The 19,391-nt window shown below is 57.2% G+C and carries 15 protein-coding genes and 1 pseudogene; 10 read left to right on the top strand and 6 right to left on the bottom strand.

Features of this window, described 5'->3' with window-relative positions:
• Positions 1-9: 9 nt before the first annotated feature.
• Complete coding sequence (mutS, locus tag ACR0MQ_RS18410; protein WP_170773812.1) at positions 10-2,625, bottom strand: DNA mismatch repair protein MutS; 2,616 nt, start codon at positions 2,623-2,625, stop codon at positions 10-12.
• Between the two features lie 160 nt (positions 2,626-2,785).
• Between mutS and ACR0MQ_RS18405 the strand changes: the two genes are divergently transcribed.
• Together ACR0MQ_RS18405 and ACR0MQ_RS18400 are read left to right on the top strand one after the other, a co-directional pair.
• Positions 2,786-5,041: an NADP-dependent malic enzyme gene (locus tag ACR0MQ_RS18405; RefSeq protein ID WP_170773594.1), complete on the top strand. Its 2,256-nt coding sequence runs from the start codon at positions 2,786-2,788 to the stop codon at positions 5,039-5,041.
• A gap of 3 nt (positions 5,042-5,044) precedes the next feature.
• A complete protein-coding gene (locus tag ACR0MQ_RS18400; protein WP_170773596.1) occupies positions 5,045-5,917 on the top strand; it encodes a ribokinase in 873 nt (290 codons plus the stop codon).
• Here ACR0MQ_RS18400 and msrA read toward each other — a convergent pair.
• The 3 genes from msrA to ACR0MQ_RS18385 form a co-directional block, all read right to left on the bottom strand.
• On the bottom strand, positions 5,914-6,585 hold the full coding sequence (gene msrA, locus ACR0MQ_RS18395) for a peptide-methionine (S)-S-oxide reductase MsrA (RefSeq protein WP_480610010.1): 672 nt from the start codon (positions 6,583-6,585) through the stop codon (positions 5,914-5,916). The two genes, ACR0MQ_RS18400 and msrA, sit on opposite strands and share 4 nt — an antisense overlap.
• Before the next feature lie 91 nt (positions 6,586-6,676).
• The gene (locus ACR0MQ_RS18390; protein ID WP_170773814.1) at positions 6,677-6,958 is read right to left on the bottom strand and encodes an SCP2 sterol-binding domain-containing protein; all 282 of its coding nucleotides are present in this window, start codon (positions 6,956-6,958) and stop codon (positions 6,677-6,679) included.
• A gap of 135 nt (positions 6,959-7,093) precedes the next feature.
• A complete protein-coding gene (locus ACR0MQ_RS18385) occupies positions 7,094-8,320 on the bottom strand; it encodes an argininosuccinate synthase (RefSeq protein WP_480610008.1) in 1,227 nt (408 codons plus the stop codon).
• A 139-nt stretch (positions 8,321-8,459) separates the two neighbouring features.
• On the opposite strand from ACR0MQ_RS18385, the gene ACR0MQ_RS18380 reads away from it, so the two are divergent.
• Positions 8,460-9,227 carry a hypothetical protein gene (locus ACR0MQ_RS18380; protein ID WP_170773601.1) on the top strand — a complete coding sequence of 256 codons (768 nt, stop codon included), beginning with the start codon at positions 8,460-8,462 and terminating at the stop codon, positions 9,225-9,227.
• Between the two features lie 57 nt (positions 9,228-9,284).
• Positions 9,285-10,511 (top strand): threonine ammonia-lyase IlvA, encoded by a 1,227-nt coding sequence (gene ilvA / locus ACR0MQ_RS18375; RefSeq protein WP_480610006.1) that lies wholly within the window; start codon positions 9,285-9,287, stop codon positions 10,509-10,511.
• On the opposite strand, the pseudogene ACR0MQ_RS18370 reads toward ilvA, so the two are convergent.
• A pseudogene (locus ACR0MQ_RS18370) lies at positions 10,508-10,856 on the bottom strand (Hpt domain-containing protein). The gene ilvA and the pseudogene ACR0MQ_RS18370 sit on opposite strands and share 4 nt — an antisense overlap.
• A gap of 121 nt (positions 10,857-10,977) precedes the next feature.
• Here ACR0MQ_RS18370 and ACR0MQ_RS18365 point away from each other — a divergent pair.
• Positions 10,978-12,252 carry a PP2C family protein-serine/threonine phosphatase gene (locus ACR0MQ_RS18365; RefSeq protein ID WP_480610051.1) on the top strand — a complete coding sequence of 425 codons (1,275 nt, stop codon included), beginning with the start codon at positions 10,978-10,980 and terminating at the stop codon, positions 12,250-12,252.
• Here the strand turns inward: ACR0MQ_RS18365 and ACR0MQ_RS18360 are convergent.
• Positions 12,249-12,692 (bottom strand): NUDIX hydrolase, encoded by a 444-nt coding sequence (locus ACR0MQ_RS18360; protein ID WP_170773605.1) that lies wholly within the window; start codon positions 12,690-12,692, stop codon positions 12,249-12,251. The genes ACR0MQ_RS18365 and ACR0MQ_RS18360 overlap by 4 nt on opposite strands.
• 76 nt (positions 12,693-12,768) lie before the next feature.
• Here ACR0MQ_RS18360 and hslO point away from each other — a divergent pair, with 76 nt between their 5' ends.
• From hslO to ACR0MQ_RS18335, 5 genes are all read left to right on the top strand, one after another.
• Positions 12,769-13,755: an Hsp33 family molecular chaperone HslO gene (hslO, locus tag ACR0MQ_RS18355; protein ID WP_170471069.1), complete on the top strand. Its 987-nt coding sequence runs from the start codon at positions 12,769-12,771 to the stop codon at positions 13,753-13,755.
• A complete protein-coding gene (locus ACR0MQ_RS18350; protein ID WP_170773607.1) occupies positions 13,745-14,344 on the top strand; it encodes a CoA pyrophosphatase in 600 nt (199 codons plus the stop codon). The genes hslO and ACR0MQ_RS18350 overlap by 11 nt, the downstream gene beginning before the upstream one ends.
• The gene (locus ACR0MQ_RS18345; RefSeq protein ID WP_170777001.1) at positions 14,341-15,495 is read left to right on the top strand and encodes a CCA tRNA nucleotidyltransferase; all 1,155 of its coding nucleotides are present in this window, start codon (positions 14,341-14,343) and stop codon (positions 15,493-15,495) included. Before ACR0MQ_RS18350 ends, ACR0MQ_RS18345 begins: the two co-directional genes overlap by 4 nt.
• A 194-nt stretch (positions 15,496-15,689) precedes the next feature.
• Entirely contained in the window at positions 15,690-17,528 is a 1,839-nt protein-coding gene (locus ACR0MQ_RS18340; RefSeq protein ID WP_480610002.1) for an ABC transporter ATP-binding protein, read from the top strand.
• The gene (locus tag ACR0MQ_RS18335) at positions 17,525-19,357 is read left to right on the top strand and encodes an ABC transporter ATP-binding protein (RefSeq protein ID WP_010442952.1); all 1,833 of its coding nucleotides are present in this window, start codon (positions 17,525-17,527) and stop codon (positions 19,355-19,357) included. The genes ACR0MQ_RS18340 and ACR0MQ_RS18335 overlap by 4 nt, the downstream gene beginning before the upstream one ends.
• Positions 19,358-19,391: the final 34 nt, after the last annotated feature.

The raw sequence follows: 19,391 nt of genomic DNA, 5'->3' as shown, positions 1-19,391 counted from the left end.
AAGGGGCGGTCAGGATTTGGCCGCCTCTTTTAGTTTGTATATCAGGTCAAGGGCTTCTCGCGGGGTCAATTCGTCCGGCAGGATTTCGTCGAGCATATCCGTAACGGGTGTTGCCTTGGGGGCGGGAGGTGGCGGCGGTGGAGCGGCTGAAAACAAGGGCAGATCGTCGATCAAGGCTTTTTGTTTGCCTCCTTCGCGCTCAGTTTTTTCCAACTGGTCCAGAACAACACGCGCGCGTTCGACAACTGAGGCGGGCAGGCCAGCAAGTTGAGCAACCTGGACACCATAGGATCGGTCGGCGGCACCTTTATGGACCTCGTGCAGGAAGATCACCTCTCCCTCCCATTCCTTGACGGCTACTGTAGCGTTGTCTACGCCCTCCAGACTTCCTGCTAGAGCCGTCAATTCATGGTAATGCGTTGCAAAGAGAGCGCGGCATTGATTGGCGGCGTGCAGGTGTTCCAGCGTGGCCCAGGCGATCGAAAGCCCGTCATAGGTGGCAGTGCCACGGCCGATTTCATCAAGAATGACCAGCGCGCGGTCGTCGGCCTGGTTGAGGATGGCTGCGGTTTCAACCATTTCGACCATGAAAGTTGATCGACCGCGCGCAAGATCATCTGAGGCCCCGACGCGGCTGAAGAGCTGGCTGACCACCCCGATATGCGCTTGCTCAGCAGGGACATAACTGCCCATCTGAGCAAGCAAGGCAATCAGCGCGTTCTGCCTCAAGAAGGTCGACTTACCGGCCATGTTCGGCCCGGTCAGCAACCAGATGGCGGCGCCATCTACAGCGCTGAGATCGCAGTCATTCGCAATGAAAGCATCGCCGCCTTGCTGGCGCAACGCGTGTTCAACAACCGGATGACGTCCACCTTCCACCTCAAAGCTGCGCGAGCTGTCGACCTGCGGACGACACCAGCCTTCCCCACGCGCTAGATCAGCCAAAGAAGTGGTCAGATCTAGTTCTGCCAGACCTCGAGCCGCTTGATTCAGTCGGGCGGCACGGTCCAGAATTTCGTCAGAAAGCCTTTGATAGAGCCGCTTTTCAATCTCCAACGCCAGATTTCCAGCGTTCAGGATGCGGGTTTCGATCTCGGACAGTTCCACGGTTGTGAATCGCACCTGATTGGCGGTGGTCTGGCGGTGGATATAAGTCTCAGAGAATGGCGGGCTCAGCATCTTCTCGGCATGGGTGGCTGTGGTTTCAATGAAATAGCCCAGCACGTTGTTGTGCTTGATCTTCAACGAGGTGATGCCAGTGTGTTCCGCATATTTCTGCTGAAACCCCGCAATAACAGAACGGCCTTCGTCGCGCAGCGTGCGGGCCTCGTCCAGCTCGGCATCAAAACCCGGAGCGATAAATCCACCGTCGCGCGCCATTAGGGGTGGTTCAGCAATCAATGCCTCATCGAGTAGGTTCAGTAGATCATCGAAACCTACGAGGTTCTGCAGAGCGGTTGCCAGCAGGATTGGCAGATCCTGACTCTCGCAAATTCCGGCAATCGCAGCAGCCTGAGTCAGCCCGTTACGAATGGCAGCCAGGTCACGGGGACCACCGCGTTCCAGTGACAGACGAGAAAGGGCGCGGTCCAGATCTGGTGTTTTACGTAGGGCTTCGCGTAGTTCCGAAGCAATTAGACTGTCTTCGGCTGCGAAACTCACGGCGTCCAACCGGGCGTTAATGACGTCCAGATTGCGCGAAGGACTGGATAGGCGCTGTTCCAGCAATCGCGCGCCACCTGGTGTAACTGTACGATCAACCACCGAAAGCAAAGAGCCCGAGCGACCACCGGACAAGGATCGGGTCAGTTCAAGATTACGACGTGTGGCCGCATCTATTTGCACTACCCGGTCCTCGGACTCTTTCAGTGGAGTTTGCAGAAGGGGTAGTTTTCCTTTCTGCGTGATCTCCAAATAGTCGATCAGCGCGCCCATAGCCGAAATTTCGGCGCGTCCAAAATTACCGAATGCATCCAGCGCGCCGACGTGAAACAAGCCGCAGATGCGCTTTTCAGCAGCAGTGCTGTCAAAGCTGGCACGTCCCACCGGGGTTAACGAAATGCCCAGATCGCGCACCGGTTCCTGCAACATCTGTTCCGTCCCGTCGGCCACGATTAACTCGGACGGGGCAAGCCGCGCCAGTTCGGGGCTGAGGCGTACGGAGGTCAATGGCATTACATGAAACGCACCCGTGGAAATATCAGCCCACGCCAGCGCAGCCTCATCCCGTACCTGGGAGTAGGCGGCCAGAAAGTTATGACGCCGCGCCTCCAGAAGCGCGTCTTCGGTCAGTGTTCCCGGAGTAACCAAGCGCACAACATCGCGCTTTACAACTGATTTAGAGCCTCTTTTCTTCGCCTCCGTCGGGCTTTCCATCTGCTCACAGACCGCAACACGAAAGCCTTTGCGGATCAAGGTCAGCAGATACCCTTCGGCAGAATGCACGGGCACGCCACACATCGGAATATCGGTTCCGTTATGCTTTCCGCGCTTGGTTAACGCGATGTCCAGCGCTTCGGCCGCGTTGACGGCATCTTCAAAGAACATCTCATAGAAGTCGCCCATGCGATAAAACAACAGGGCGTCTGGATGAGCCTCTTTGATCTCAAGGTATTGCGCCATCATCGGCGTGACTGTGGACAAAGGCGGCCCCCTTATGGCGTGTTCCGGCGCGACCTTACAAATCCCGCATCTTCTGTAAAAGCCGAAAACTCATTCCCGTTGAGGCGCGGCTCTGCCTGCGCTATGAGGCAAAAGCCCTTAAGTCATGGAAACGACCTGTAAGATGCCCAAAGCGAAGATCACCAAAGAAGAGGCGCTGGCCTTTCACCTCGACCCGACCCCCGGCAAGTGGGAGGTGCAGGCCACCGTTCCCATGACCACGCAGCGCGATCTGTCGCTGGCCTACAGCCCTGGCGTTGCGGTTCCATGTGAAGCCATCGCTGAAACGCCCGAGACCGCCTATGATTATACAAACAAGGGCAATCTGGTTGCTGTGATCTCGAATGGCACCGCCGTTCTGGGCCTTGGGAATCTTGGCGCGCTGGGCTCAAAACCGGTGATGGAGGGGAAATCGGTCCTGTTCAAGCGGTTCGCCGATGTGAACTCGATCGATATCGAGCTGGATACCGAAGACCCGGATGAGTTCTGCCGTGCGGTGCGTCTGATGGGTCCGACATTTGGCGGGATAAATCTGGAAGACATCAAGGCGCCCGAGTGTTTCATCATCGAACAGCGCCTGAAGGAAGAAATGGATATCCCAGTCTTCCACGATGACCAGCACGGAACAGCCGTGATCTGTGCTGCGGGCTTGCTGAACGCACTGCACATCTCAGGCAAAAAGATTGAAGATGTGAAAATTGTACTGAACGGGGCAGGTGCTGCTGGGATCGCCTGTATCGAACTGCTTAAGTCAATGGGCGCGCGGCACGAGAACTGCATTGTTTGCGATACCAAGGGCGTGATCTATCAGGGCCGGACCGAGGGCATGAACCAGTGGAAATCAGCCCACGCGATCTCGACCGATCTGCGCACTCTGGAAGATGCCATGAAGGGCGCGGATGTGTTCCTTGGCGTGTCGGTCAAAGGGGCTGTGACGCAGGATATGGTGGCCAGCATGGCCGACAATCCGGTCATCTTTGCGATGGCGAACCCCGATCCCGAAATCACACCGGAAGAGGCGCATGAGGTCCGCGTTGATGCGATCGTTGCGACGGGCCGTAGCGATTATCCGAACCAGGTGAACAACGTTCTGGGCTTCCCGTACCTTTTCCGCGGTGCACTGGATATTCATGCCCGTGCGATCAATGACGAGATGAAAATCGCTTGTGCCCACGCTTTGGCACGCTTGGCGCGTGAGGATGTGCCGGATGAGGTCGCCATGGCCTACGGCAAGTCGCTTACTTTTGGGCGCGACTACATCATCCCGACCCCGTTTGATCCGCGCTTGATTCACCGTATCCCGCCTGCGGTTGCCAAGGCCGGTATGGATACCGGCGCAGCCCGTCGTCCGATCATCGATATGGATGCCTATGAGTTGAGCCTCAAATCCCGCATGGACCCGACGGCCAGCATCTTGCGCGGCCTGAACGCACGTGCGCGTCAGGCGCAAAGCCGGATGATCTTTGCCGAGGGCGACGATCCGCGCGTGTTGCGCGCAGCCGTCATGTATCAACGCTCGGGCTTTGGGAAGGCGCTGGTTGTAGGGCGGCCGGACGATGTCAAAGAAAAGCTTGAAGCCGCTGGTCTTGGGGACGCAGTGCGCGAGATTGATGTGGTGAACGCGGCCAATACCTCACATCTCGAGGCCTATAAGGATTTTCTGTATCAGCGCCTGCAGCGCAAAGGGTTTGACCACAAGGACATTCACCGCCTCGCTGCGCGGGACCGACACGTCTTTTCGTCTCTAATGCTGGCGCATGGTCATGCGGATGGTCTGGTGACCGGGGCAACGCGCAAGTCGGCGCATGTTCTGGACCGCATCAACCATGTGTTTGACGCCGATGCCGCCCATGGCGCGGCGGGGGTTACTGCATTGCTGCACAAAGGACGGATTGTCCTGATTGGCGACACGCTGGTGCATGAATGGCCGGATGAGAACGATCTGGCCAATATCGCCGAACGCGCCGCAGCGGTGGCGCGTCATATGGGGCTTGAGCCCCGGGCGGCCTTTGTCAGTTTCTCGACCTTCGGTTACCCGGTGTCTGAACGTGCTGAGAAGATGCACCGTGCTCCGGTAGTGCTGGACGAGCGCGGCGTCGATTTCGAGTACGAAGGGGAGATGACGGTTGATGTGGCCCTGAATGTGGATCAGCAGGAAGCTTACCCGTTTCAACGCCTGACCGGACCAGCCAATATCCTGATTGTTCCGGCGCGACACTCGGCTTCGATCTCGACCAAGCTGATGCAGGAAATGGGTGGAGCCACCGTAATCGGTCCGATCCTGTCCGGCGTTGATAAGCCGATCCAGATCTGTTCGACGGTTTCGACCGCGAATGACATTCTGAACATGGCCATTCTGGCCTCCTGCGATATTGGGTAAATCATGACGATATGGAACCTAGGCTCTATCAACGCGGATATGGTCTATGCCCTGCCGCATTTGCCCGCGGCGGGTGAAACTCTTGCGGCCAGCGGGTTGCAAAGGTTTCTGGGCGGTAAAGGGGCCAACATGTCGGTGGCTGCGGCCCGCGCGGGGTCACGGGTTTCGCATATCGGCGCGGTCGGGTCAGATGGCCTTTGGGCGCGGGACAGGCTGACCGAATATGGCGTGGACACGCGGCATATTGCTGAGGTGGATGTACCCACGGGTCACGCGATCATCGCGGTGGACGCGCAGGGCGAAAACCTGATTGTTCTGTTTCAGGGTGCCAACCATGCCATATCGAATGACCAACTAGGGCAGGCGTTGTCCTCGGCCGTTTCGCGTGACCTGCTGGTGATGCAGAACGAAACCAATGCTCAGATTGAGGCCGCCAAACTGGGTTGCGAACTGGGGCTGACCGTGTGCTACGCAGCCGCTCCATTTCAAGCCGAGGCGGTACAGGCGGTTCTGCCGTATCTGGACTTTCTGATCCTCAACGAAGTCGAAGCCGAGCAATTGCAGGATGCAACGGACCTGGCCCCGTCTGAGTTGCCGGTCGAGCATGTGATCGTCACCTTCGGCTCAAAAGGTGCGCGGTATTACCAGCGGGGTCATAAACCACAAGCGTTTCGGGCGCATAAGGTCAACGCCGTGGATACCACGGGTGCTGGTGACACCTTTACCGGCTATGTGCTGGCGGGCATGGATCGGGGCATGCCAATGGAGCGGGCAATTGCCCAAGCGAACCGTGCCGCGGCCTTGATGGTTACGCGGCACGGAACAGCTGATGTTATTCCTGATCTAAAAGAGGTACGCGAAGCGCAGCTGGATTAGGAACCGGCAAAGGGCGCTTCGCTTCCCCACAATTGCTTGACGCGCGCATCGCGACCGCAGGCTTTGCGATAAGCTTTGTACGCGTTTTTCTGGCGCTTGGGACCAAACCGGGTTAGGACCAGCTTGTCGCCCTTGTAGTAATCCTGATGATAGGCTTCCGCTGGATAAAACGCTCCGGCCCGCAGGATCGGTGTGACCACCGTTTGACCCAACGCGTTTTGCGCGCTGCTCTTGGCCTGCTGCGCCGACGCCTTTTCCCCTGTATTAGAGACGAAAATGGCGGTCCGATAACTCTCACCACGATCGCAGAACTGACCTCCCGCATCAGTTGGATCGACCGACCGGAAGAACATGTTCAGCAAGGTTTCACGGGAAACGCGGGCGGGATCGAAGGTGATCTGCACCGCCTCGTAATGCCCGCTTCCGCCTTTTGAGACCTGATCATAGGTTGGGTTCTCGGTCGTACCGCCCGTATATCCCGAAACTGCACCTATTACCCCGGGCACGGATTCGAAATCGGATTCGACACACCAGAAACAGCCCCCGGCTACGGTCAGCGTTTCTGTCCCCGCCGCAGGGGCTGGCAAGGCGCGCAGCATTGCGACCAACAGGATCAGCACAAATAGAAGCGAAGGTTTCAGGCAATCAAGGTAAGTGGTCCGGGTCATGGCAGGTCTCCTTCCTAAGCCAAGCTGCCCGCTGGATCGCGCTTGTGCAATGTTCTGACATGATTTGTCACGCGCTGGTGAGACGAGTTTATCAGCCCAGTAACTGCCCCAGCTTCATCGCCACACCAATATTGCCTGAGATCTTCAGCTTGCCCAGCGCAACCCCGGTCATCGGGTTCAGCTTGCCGGTCAGCAGTTTGGTCAAGTTCTCGCGCGAGATGCGAATGGTGCAATCGGTCTCGCGATCTTTGGTTGAGGCAGTGTTGTCGGCCAGAACAATCACACCATCCTTACCGCAATCGAATTTCAGTGATCCGTCAAAGCCCTTGCCATTCAGACCTTTCTGAATTCCGTCGGCGATGTCTTGCAGCATGATCCGTCCTTCTTTGGCTGACGTGTGCGTAAAGAAAAACACCTGATCCGCGCAAGCCTGACCTGACGGGAACCGTGCAAAGAAAAACCCCGGCGCCTTATCGGACACCGGGGCCGTTTTTCGAATTCTGATTGCTTACTTGTTCAGTCGTTTGTCACGCGCCGCCAAGAGTTTCAGGCGCAGTGCGTTCAGCTGGATGAAACCTGCTGCGTCTTTCTGATCGTATGCGCCGGCGTCTTCCTCAAAGGTCACGTGTGCTTCGGAATAGAGCGAGTGATCCGACCAGCGGCCCACGGTCGAGGCCAAACCTTTGTACAGCTTTACGCGCACAGTGCCGGTGACATGTTCTTGCGACTTGTCGATGGCGGCCTGCAGCATCTCACGCTCAGGGCTGTACCAGAAGCCGTTATAGATCAGCTCGGCATATTGCGGCATCAGCTGGTCCTTCAGGTGCATCGCGCCCCTGTCCATGGTGATGGATTCGATGCCACGATGCGCTTCCAGCAGGATCGTGCCGCCCGGTGTTTCGTAGATACCGCGCGATTTCATGCCAACGAAACGGCCTTCGACCAGATCGAGACGGCCAATGCCGTGCTTGCCGCCATATTCGTTCAGCTTGGTCAGAATGGTTGCGGGGCTCATCGCCTCGCCATTGATGCTGACCGCGTCGCCCTTTTCAAAGCCGATTTCGATGAATTCGGCCTCATTCGGCGCGTCCTCGGGGTGGACGGTGCGCTGGTAGACGTAGTCGGGCGCCATGTCGGCGGGGTCTTCCAGAACCTTGCCTTCGGACGAGGTGTGCAGCAGATTGGCGTCGACCGAGAAGGGTGCCTCACCGCGTTTGTCCTTGGCAATCGGAATTTGGTTCGCCTCGGCAAATTCTAGCAGACGGGTGCGGCTGGTCAGGTCCCACTCGCGCCATGGAGCAATAACCTTGATGTCGGGGTTCAGCGCGTAAGCCGCCAGTTCGAACCGCACCTGATCGTTGCCCTTGCCGGTCGCGCCATGGGCTACGGCATCAGCACCGGTCGCCTCAGCAATCTCAACCAGTCGTTTCGAGATCAGAGGTCGTGCGATGGACGTACCCAGCAGGTATAAACCTTCATAAACCGCGTTGGCGCGGAACATGGGGAAGACGAAATCGCGGACGAATTCTTCTCGGATGTCCTCGATATAGATGTTCTCGGGCTTGATCCCAAGCAACTCAGCCTTTTTGCGGGCGGGCTCAAGCTCCTCGCCCTGACCCAGATCGGCGGTAAAGGTCACGACCTCACAGCCATACTCGGTCTGCAGCCATTTCAGAATGATTGAGGTATCAAGGCCACCGGAATAGGCCAGAACAACTTTCTTGGGCGCGGACATCTGACTTCCCTTTATGCGTAGAACGACTGGCCCCTAGCGGGTTTTGGACGCGGGGGCAAGCTGTGTGGATTGACGCAGGGCGGGAATTGAGGTGAAACGGTCCGTTAGAGAACAAGGAATAGTTGAGAGGGCGGTTTTTATGCTGGGATTAGAGATATTCGTGCATTCGGTGAGAATGGTTCTTAGGAATCTGACACAGGCATTGCAGATTTCTGTGGTACCAGCGTTGATTGGCGGCTTCCTAGCAATCGGCTTGTTCTTTCTGTTCGGCATCCCGTTTGAAGAATTTAACAGTGAAACCACTGGCTTCCCTGACGGTGTAACGGCGGCATCCTTCACCGGATTTCTGCTTTGCTTTATGGCCGTTATCTTTGGGGTCATGCTTTGGATTGTCGTGTCGTGGCACCGCTTTGTTCTTCTTGAGGAATATCCAAGCGGTTTGGTTCCGCCTTTCAGGTTCGACCGTGTGCTCGCCTATTTCGGGCGTCTCCTGATGCTCGGCCTAATCGCTATTATCATCATGATACCGGGGACGTTGATCATGAGTATGATGGCGCAAGCCTCTGCAGTGCTGGGAATTCTGGTTTGGCTGGGTTTGATTATCTTTCTCACCATCGGATTCTATCGGGCCTCCCCGATTTTGCCCGCCGCAGCGATCGGAAAACCCCTAAAGCTGTCCGAAGCTTGGCAGGCGACCTCTGGCGCAAGCGGAGCAATCGCACTACTGGTCGTCTTGTCCATCCTCTTCCAATTGTTGCTTCAGCTGCTCGCATCATTGCTGCTGTTCGTCCCGATCATCGGTATCTTCATTGTCATGTTTGCGAGCATGCTGATCGTCCCATTGATCAATGTTAGCATCCTGACGACGATCTATGGTGTGTTCATCGAGAAACGCGAGTTGTCCTGAGCCCGTACACATATGTATTCCTTGCCCTTTCAGCGGTGATCGGGCAGGGAAATCGACATGACCAGTTTCATGACCCGTGCCCATGCTGCCGAACAGGCGATGCGCTCTGTTTTTCCAGCAACGCCTCTACAGCGGAATGCCCATCTGTCCGACCGTTATGGCGCGGATATCTGGCTCAAGCGCGAAGACCTCAGCCCGGTGCGGTCCTACAAGATCCGCGGCGCATTCAATGCGATGCGCAAGCAGCAGGGGCAGGAGCTATTCGTTTGTGCCAGCGCAGGCAATCACGCGCAGGGCGTGGCCTATATGTGCAAGCATCTAGGCGTGAAGGGCGTGATCTTCATGCCGGTGACAACGCCGCAGCAGAAGATACAGAAAACCCGTATCTTTGGTGGTGACAATATCGAGATACATCTGACCGGTGACTATTTCGACGATACTCTGTCCGCCGCTCAATCCTGGTGTGCAGAGCAGGGTGGGCATTTCTTGTCTCCGTTCGACGATGCTGATGTGATCGAGGGACAGGCCTCTCTGGCGGTAGAGATCGAAGCGCAATTGAGCGGCGTGCCTGATCACGTGATCCTGCCTGTTGGCGGTGGCGGAATGTCTTCGGGGGTCGCGACGTGGTTTGGGGGCCGGACGCATTGTTTATTTGTGGAGCCAAAAGGCGGCGCGTGCTTGCATGCGGCAATGGCAGCGGGACATCCGGTGGCGTTGGACCACGTGGACAATTTTGTAGACGGCGCGGCGGTCGGAAAAATTGGTGCGAAACCCTTTGAGCTGCTGAAGGATCGTCACCTGTCAGATGTTTTGGTCCTGTCCGAGGATCGGATTTGTACCACCATGATCGAGATGCTGAATGTCGAAGGCATCGTTTTGGAGCCAGCTGGTGCCTTGGCGATTGAGGCGGTTGCCGATGTTCAGAGCTTTATCCGTGGCAAGACAGTGGTCTGCGTGACTTCTGGAGGCAATTTTGATTTCGAGCGCCTGCCTGAAGTGAAAGAGCGCGCGCAGCGCTATTCAGGCGTGAAGAAATACTTCATCCTACGACTACCGCAGCGCCCAGGTGCGTTAAAAGAGTTCTTGGGTATCCTTGGCCCAGAGGACGATATTGCACGATTTGAATACATGAAAAAATCGGCGCGCAACTTTGGTTCTGTTCTGATCGGAATAGAGACCCGCAAACCCGAGAATTTTATGCGTCTGTTCGCGCATCTGGATGACGCAGGGTTCACGTATACAGATATCACCGAGGACGAGACCCTGGCGCAGTTTGTAATTTAGAGCAGGTTTTCGGCGAGACCCGCCTGAAACAAGGCTTTCGATGCGTCATAAGTCGCACAGATTTCACCCAGATCGACTGCAGCGCCGTCGCCCGCAGCGCCGTCGCCCGCCGTCCTGACATAGCTTCGAGAAGCTGTCGAACCCAAGACTTAATGCGCTGCCTTTCAGGAAATGCAGGTTCTGCTCGATCTCGATCCGGGCCGTATCATCGCGCAGCTTCTTGATGACCTCCTGAACCTCGTCCAGAAAGATATCGACAACCTCATCGAATTCGTCTGCGCCGACCTCATCACGTAACTGTTTGACTCTGGACCACTGAATCATGCCACCCCCTTGCGGTTGCATATTGGTATCCTGCTGCGGGTAAATGAGGAGTTAAGCTTTGGCTGCTCGATCTTTCATCGGATGTTAAGCTGACGCCTTTAGCGTTTTGTCAACTGGAGAGTTGAGTAAGTACAGGGACTTCATGGTGCCGGATGCCAGTCATGTTGAGACCCGGGTCGAGCTGGATTTTGGCGCGATCCGTAAGGTTCTTGTTGTAGACGATAGCCGTCTGCAGCGGCGCATTCTGGCCGCCTCGCTGAAGAAGTGGGGGTTCGAGGTTCTTGAGGCCGATAGCGGTGAGGCTGCGATTGAGTATTGCGCAACCGATACACCCGATCTGGTTCTCAGCGACTGGGTCATGCCGGGCATGGGCGGGCTGGAGTTCTGCCGCGCCTTTCGAGAGCTGGACAGTGAGCAATATAGCTATTTCATCCTTCTGACCTCAAAAAGCGAAAAGCAGGAGGTCGCGCGCGGACTGGATGCCGGGGCGGATGATTTCCTGATCAAACTGCTGGAGGCGGATGAGCTGCGTGCGCGCATCTCGGCGGGTGCACGCATTTTGGACATGCAACGGGAATTGTCGCGAAAAAACCAACTGATCGAAACGGCGTTGAATGAACTCAAACTTGCGCACGACGCGATCGACAAAGATCTGATGCAGGCGCGAAAGATTCAGGAATCGCTGGTGCCAGAGTTGAAGGGAACCTTCGGTAAATCTCAGGTTAGTCTGCTTTTGAAACCCTGTGGGCATATCGGCGGCGATCTTGTTGGAATGTTCTCACCCGGTGTTAATCGGCTGGGGTTCTATAGTATCGATGTCTCAGGCCATGGCATCACATCCGCGATGATGACGGCTCGTCTGGGCGGGTATCTGTCGAGTACGCATTTCGACCAGAACATCGCGATGGAACGACGGCTCAGCAAATTCTACGCCTTGCTACCGCCCGAAGAGGTCGCGTCTCTGCTCAACTCCCGTCTGATCGCCGACACCGGGATCGAAGAGTATTTTACGATGGTTTATGCCATCTTTGATCTTCGCAACGGACATCTAAAAATGGTGCAGGCAGGTCACCCGCATCCGCTGCTGATGCGCCATGATGGCAAAACCGAGTTTTTGGGCGAAGGTGGGTTGCCAATTGGTCTGCTGCCGGAAGCACAGTTTCAGCAAACCGAAACCTATATGCAGCCGGGCGACAAGCTGCTGTTGCACTCGGACGGGTTTACAGAATGTCAGCTCGCCGATCGCAGTTTGCTGGATGAAGACGGGCTTAGGTCAATGGCTGTCGAGTGCGCTGAAGATAACGGTGGGCTGGAATTCCTCGAGGATATGTTTTGGCGACTCAGTCAGGTGATGTCGCCAGACAGCGGCATGACCGATGACGTCTCTGCCGTGTTTTTTGAATATAACGGACCTTAGAGCCCACGCAGGTGGCGCTGGGCGAAGTGGGCGTCGCCCTCATTGCCTAACAGATGAACGGCATCTGTGGTCTCCATCCAAATGGCCTCGTGAATGTCTTCGGTCGGAGGGCCTAGGCGACGGACGGGGTGGGCGCGGTAGATCAGGCAGACTTTCTCGGCCCACAGGCCGTATTCCGGCATGTAGGTGTATCGCCGAAACGCACCCACACGCCGGGGTGCGGCGATCAGCCAACCGGTTTCTTCGTAAACCTCACGGTGAAGCGCCGTAATGGGTGATTCCCCGGGATCGATGCCACCGCCCGGCAGCTGAAGATCGGGGCCAGGTTCCAGCTGACAGGTTAGCAACAATCGGTTGCCTTGAGGCAGCAGAGCATATACGCCGACACGCCGGGTGTATTTACGATCTGCCTCGGGGCTTTCACCGAACCGTCTGATCATGTAAGGCCCCTTTCAACCAAAACTGTTCAACCTATATGGTGGCGGTATGCCAACCTGTGGCGCTTAAGGAAACCCCATGTCCATTGGAACCAAAATCGCGTGGGACGACACGGTCCTGCCCTTTCAACTCGATATACCCGACATGCGTGGCCGTGTGGCGCGGCTGGACGGTGTGTTAGACGGCATCCTGAAACAGCACGACTACCCTGAGGTGGTCGAGGCGCTGGTGGCCGAGATGGCCCTGCTGACCGCTTTGATCGGGCAGACAGTATCGCTGCGCTGGAAGCTGTCTTTGCAGGTGCAGTCCAAGGGCGCCGTACGGATGATCGCAACCGATTACTACGCGCCGCAGGTCGAAGGTGAGCCCGCGCAGATCCGTGCCTACGCCAGCTTTGATCGTGACCGGCTGACCGATGCTGCCCCCTTCGATCAGGTGGGTGAGGGCTATTTCGCCATCATGATCGATCAGGGCGAGGGCACGCAGCCCTACCAAGGCATCACGCCATTGGCCGGCGGATCGCTGAGCGCCTGTGCTGAGGCTTACTTTGCACAGTCTGAACAGCTGCCAACCAGGTTTTCACTGAGCTTCGGCAAATCGACCGAACCCGGTGTCGGGGAACACTGGCGCGCAGGCGGGATTATGTTGCAGCACATGCCCAAGGCCTCGCCCTTTGCCGCGTCGGGGGAGGGCAACGGAGAGATTCTGACCGCCTCGGACCTTGTGGATGGCGAAGAAGGTGAAAACTGGGGTCGCGTCAACATCTTGCTCGACACCGTGGATGATCTGGAATTGATAGGGCCGGTGATCGCTCCGACCGACCTGCTGGTGCGTCTGTTTCACGAGGAACAGCCCCGTGTATACGATGCGCAGCAAGTGCAGTTCGGCTGCACCTGTTCCGAAGATCGCGTACGGCAAAGTCTGTCGATCTATTCGGCGCAGGATATCGAGAAGATGACGACCGATCAGGGTACTGTAACGGCCGACTGCCAGTTCTGCGGTGCACATTACGTGCTGGACCCAACAACTGTCGGGTTCGAGGCCGAAGGTCCGGATGGCGCGTGATCTGATTTCGGAACTGACAGCGGCTCTGTGTCGTGATGGCGATGGGTCCAGTGACTTTGATCTGAACCCGGAGACCGTGCTGCCTGCGGGGCGCAAACTGCGCCCTGCGGGTGTGTTAGTGCCTGTTTCCATAGTCGGCGATGTGCCGCAGTTGATCCTGACCAAGCGCTCTTCGGCGTTGAAGCACCACCCAGGCCAAATCGCTTTTCCGGGTGGAAAACAGGATGAAGGTGACGCGGATGTCACGGCCACCGCCTTACGCGAAGCCCGAGAAGAAATCGGTCTACCACCCGAATTGCCGCGCATACTGGGCCATCTGCCAACCCATGAAACCGTAACCTCCTTTTCGGTCACGCCTGTTGTTGCGATCCTTGAAGCCAGCTTCGAAACCATCGCCGAACCGGGCGAAGTGGATGAGGTCTTCTCAGTTCCGCTTGCGCATGTCTTGAACCCAGAGAATTATGTCGTCGAGTCGCGCCGTTGGCGCGGCCAAAGACGGTATTACTATGCTGTACCCTATGGCCCCTACTACATCTGGGGAGCAACGGCGCGGATGCTGCGGGGACTGGCAGCGCGGATGAGTGAATGAAGCGGATCACGGAAGACTGGTTAACCGAACAAGCTACGCAAGATGTGTGCGCCGCACTGACTAACGGCGGGGCGCAGGCGCTTTTCGTCGGTGGTTGTGTGCGCAATGCTCTGCTGCACGCACCGGTTTCAGACATCGATATTGCCACGGATGCAAAGCCCGAGCGGGTTATGGAACTGGCGCAGAAGGCTGGGCTGAAACCAATCCCGACTGGGATCGAACATGGCACGGTAACCGTCGTCAGCAAGGGTATTCCTCATGAGGTCACGACGTACCGCCGTGATGTCGAAACGGATGGTCGACGTGCGGTTGTGGCCTTTTCCGACAGGGTCGAAGAAGACGCTGCGCGTCGTGATTTCACTATGAACGCGCTTTACGCTCGACCTGACGGCACGATCCTTGATCCGCTGAACGGTTTGCCGGATCTAAAGGCGCGTCGCGTGCGCTTCATCGGCGAGGCCAGTGATCGCATCCGCGAAGACTACCTGCGATCGCTCAGATACTTCCGCTTTCACGCTTGGTATGGTGATGCAGACCAGGGTTTCGACCCCGATGCGCTGGATGCGATTGCTGCGAATTTGGACGGGTTAGAGACACTTTCCCGCGAAAGGGTTGGAGCCGAGATGCTGAAACTTCTCGCTGCGCCTGACCCCGCGCCGTCGGTTGCCGCCATGCGCAGCACAGGTGTTCTGGCGCAGCTTCTACCCGGTGCGGATGACCGGGCTTTGGCGATCCTTATCAAGTTGGAACAAGACGCCCACGCCGCGTCCGAAGCGATTCGCCGTTTGGCTGCAATTGCACCGCCTGAAGTCGCAAAAACCCTGCGCCTCAGCCGTGCGCAACTGCAAAGACTGACCCGGATGCGCGACGAAGCGATGGCGATGACCAGCGTCGCGGAACTGGGTTACCGCTATGGCTCGGAAGGCGGTTTGCACGAGACGCTTTTGCGCCACGCATTTCTTGAACAGCCATGGTCAGAAGACCTGAGCCAAGCATTGCAACATGGGGCCGCAGCCAGTTTCCCGATTAAGGCGTCGGATTTGATCCCAGCCTTCTCGGGTCCCGCGCTGGGCAAAAAACTGGCCGAGCTTGAGGCGCGGTGGATCGCGTCGGATTTTACGCTCAGCCGCGAAGAATTGCTGGCGGAATAAATTGAAGTCTCAAAAGGGGATGACAAACCCGATTTGATTTGGCAGGGTGCGCCTGACTCATATGGAGGGAGGAATGCGAATGTATTACGGGATCTGGTTCGGCTAAAGCCCGGAACACTTTGACCCGTAGGGGTGGTGTTCTGGCGCCATCTTTGTTCGCATGACCTATTTTTTGCTCAATCGGAGCACTCTCTATGTTTCGCTACTTCGAAAACCTCATTGACCCTTTTGTCGCCTATGAACAGGTAGATACCCCACCTACGCGGCTGTGGCCTTTCATGTTGGGCTATTCGCAGCCTTTCAAACGCGTTTTCGTGCTGGCCGCACTGATGTCCGTGATGGTTGCTGCGGTCGAGGTCGGACTGATCTTTTATATGGGCCGCGTTGTGGATCTGCTGGGAAGTTCACCCGCTGAATTTTGGCAGGCGCATGGGACAGAGCTGATCGTGGTCGCCGCGCTGATTCTGTTCATTCGTCCCATTCTGCAGCTGGTTGACGTCTTGCTGCTCAACAACACGATCCTGCCGAACTTTGGCACGCTGATCCGTTGGCGGGCGCACAAACATGTTCTGCGACAATCGGTAGGTTGGTTCGAGAATGACTTTGCCGGGCGTATCGCAAACCGGGTTGTTCAGACCCCGCCCGCTGCGGGCGAGGTTGTGTTTCAGGTCTTTGACGCGATCTCTTTCTCGATTGCCTACATGATCGGCGCGGCCATTCTGCTGATGGCGGCTGATCCGCGCCTGTTGCTGCCGCTGCTGATTTGGCTGGTGTTCTATGGGGCCTTGGTGCGGTGGACCGTCAAGCGGGTTGGCCCCGCGTCGCAGGCGGCGTCGGATGCAAGATCGACCGTGACGGGGCGCGTGGTGGACAGCTATACCAACATTCACTCCATCAAGATGTTTGCCCATGACGCGCAGGAACAGGATTATGCGCGCGAGGCGATTGCAGAAACCCGCCGCACTTTCCAGATCGAGATGCGGGTTTTCACCATTATGGATGCCGCACTGGTTGCGTTGAACGGTGTGCTGATCGTGGGTGTCGTTGGCTGGGCGATCCTGCTTTGGGCGCAAGGTAGCGCTACGGTCGGTGTGGTGGCCGCCGCCACTGCGTTGACGCTGCGGCTGAATGCCATGACCGGATGGATCATGTGGGCGTTGACCAGCTTCTTCCGGGAACTCGGCATCGTTGCTGAGGGTATGCAAACCATCGCGCAACCCATCGATTTGTTGGACGAGTCTGATGCGCAGCCCTTGCGTCTGGGCAATGGCCAAATCGAAATCCGCGACCTGTCGCATCATTATGGGCGGGAAACTGGTGGTTTAGATCACGTCAACCTGACCATCCGGCCGGGCGAAAAGATTGGCCTGATCGGGCGGTCGGGGGCCGGAAAATCGACTCTAGTAAAGCTACTATTGCGGTTTTACGATGTTGAACAGGGTGCGATACTGATTGATGGTCAGGATATTTCGAAGGTCACGCAGGACAGTTTGCGCAGCCATATCGGGATGGTTCAGCAAGACAGCGCTCTGCTGCACCGCTCGGTGCGGGCTAATATTCTTTATGGCCGACCTGATGCGACCGAGGATCAGATGATCGCCGCCGCAAAACAGGCCGAAGCGCATGAGTTCATCCTCGATCTGCGGGACCCGGAAGGGCGCACCGGTTATGATGCGCATGTTGGCGAGCGAGGTGTGAAACTGTCTGGCGGTCAGAGGCAGCGGGTGACGCTGGCGCGTGTGATCCTTAAAGATGCACCGATTTTGCTGTTGGATGAGGCGACATCCGCCCTAGATTCCGAAGTCGAAGCTTCGATACAGGAAACACTCTACGGCATGATGCAAGGCAAGACCGTGATCGCCATTGCGCACCGGCTCAGCACGATTGCGCAGATGGACCGCATTCTGGTGATGGATGGTGGTCGCATCGTCGAACAGGGCGGCCATTCCGAATTGCTGGCGCAAGGAGGGCTTTACGCCCAGTTCTGGGCGCGGCAATCTGGGGGCTTCCTGAACCCGGAGGCCGCTGAATGAAGATTGCCGACCTCATCCAACCGTTCAAAGACATCGAAACGCCCCCGCCGCAAACACTGGGGGCGTTCATTCGCTGGAGCCTGTCCGGCGCCTGGCCGATGCTATTCGTCGCCGCTGCGTTCTCGGCAATCGCGGGCGCGATGGAAGCGGGCACTGCGTGGGTCCTGGGGCGCGTTATCGATCTGACTTCCGCAAGCGGGCCCGACGCGTTTCTGACCGGCGGCAATCTTGCGATCATTTTGGGCGCTGTCGCATTCTTCATGCTGCTGCGTCCCGCGCTGTTTGGGCTGTCATCAATCGCGAACAACTACATCGTCATGCCCAACATCACGCCGCTGGTATTGGCCAAGCTGAACCGGTGGACGCTGGGTCAATCGGTGACCTATTTCGACGATGATTTCGCCGGGCGGATTGCCCAAAAACAGATGCAAACCTCAAATGCGATGACGCAGGTGGTGTCCGAAACCATCAGCGCGATTGTGTTCGCCTTGGCCTCGCTTGCGGGGTCATTGCTTTTGTTAGGGTCTATTCATCCGCTTGTTATGGTCCCGTTCGCCGCTTGGTTGGTTATCTACTTCCTGCTGGTGCGCTGGTATCTTCCACGCATTCGTGTGCGCTCTGCCGCGCGTGCTGGAGCACGGGCGATGGTGTCGGGCCAGGTCGTTGATACGATCACAAATATCAAGACGGTCAAACTGTTCGCTCATTCGGAATTCGAAGACCACGCGGCACGCAACTCCATGGTCGACCTGCGAGAACGGTCGCTGGAGTTCGGCAAGTTGTCGGCCAGTTTCCGTTTCATCCTGATGACGTTAGCCGGGGTTCTGCCGGTCCTGCTGATCGGTGCAACGCTGTGGCTTTGGCGGATGGGCGGCGCGACTGCTGGGGATATCGTAGCGGCTGGCGCTGTGGCGATCCGTATCTCACAAATGACCGGCTGGGTCAGTTTCACGTTGATGGGCTTATACGCCAATGTTGGCGAGATCGAGAACGGAATGCATACCTTGACCAAGCGCGACCGGGTCGAAGATGCACCCAATGCAACACCGCTTGTGGTCTCGGAAGGTGAGATCGCCTTTGACCATGTCAGCTTTGCCTATGGCCGCGATGTGGGTGGTGTGTCTGACTTGCATTTCACCGCAACTCCGGGTGAGAAGCTGGGCATTGTCGGAGCCTCGGGTGCGGGGAAATCCACCTTGGTTTCTCTGCTACTTAGGCTCTATGACGGGGAATATGGCGTCATTTCCATAGACGGGCAGGATGTTTCTCAGGTGACACAGGACAGTCTGCGCCAACAGATCGGGATGGTCACGCAGGAAACCGCGATGTTCAACCGCTCGGCGCGCGAGAACATCCTCTATGGCCGTCCTGATGCGTCCGAGGCTGAAATGATTGAGGCCGCGACTAAGGCCGAGGCGCATGAATTCATCCTGGGGCTTGAGGATGCGCAGGGGCGTAAGGGCTATGATGCGCATCTCGGTGAGCGGGGTGTGAAACTCAGTGGCGGACAACGGCAGAGGATCGCTTTGGCTCGCGCAATCCTGAAAGACGCTCCAATATTGGTTCTGGACGAGGCGACCTCTGCGCTGGATTCCGAGGTCGAGGCCTCGATTCAGGCCGCGCTGCACCGGGTGATGCAGGGCAAGACCGTTCTGGCGATCGCGCACCGCCTCTCCACGCTCAGCGAGATGGACCGGATCATCGTTCTGGATCATGGACATATCGTTGAAAGCGGTACTCATGAGGCACTGTTGGAACGGGGTGGGCTTTATGCCCGGTTCTGGCACCGCCAGTCGGGTGGGTTCATTCAGGCGGAGGCGGCAGAATAAGGGGTTTTGTTGGTCGTAAACCATCGGTATCAGG

Source organism: Ruegeria sp. AN6 (genome assembly GCF_056540425.1).
Note: the sequence above shows the minus strand (reverse complement) of the source record. Positions and strands in the feature narration are given on the sequence as shown.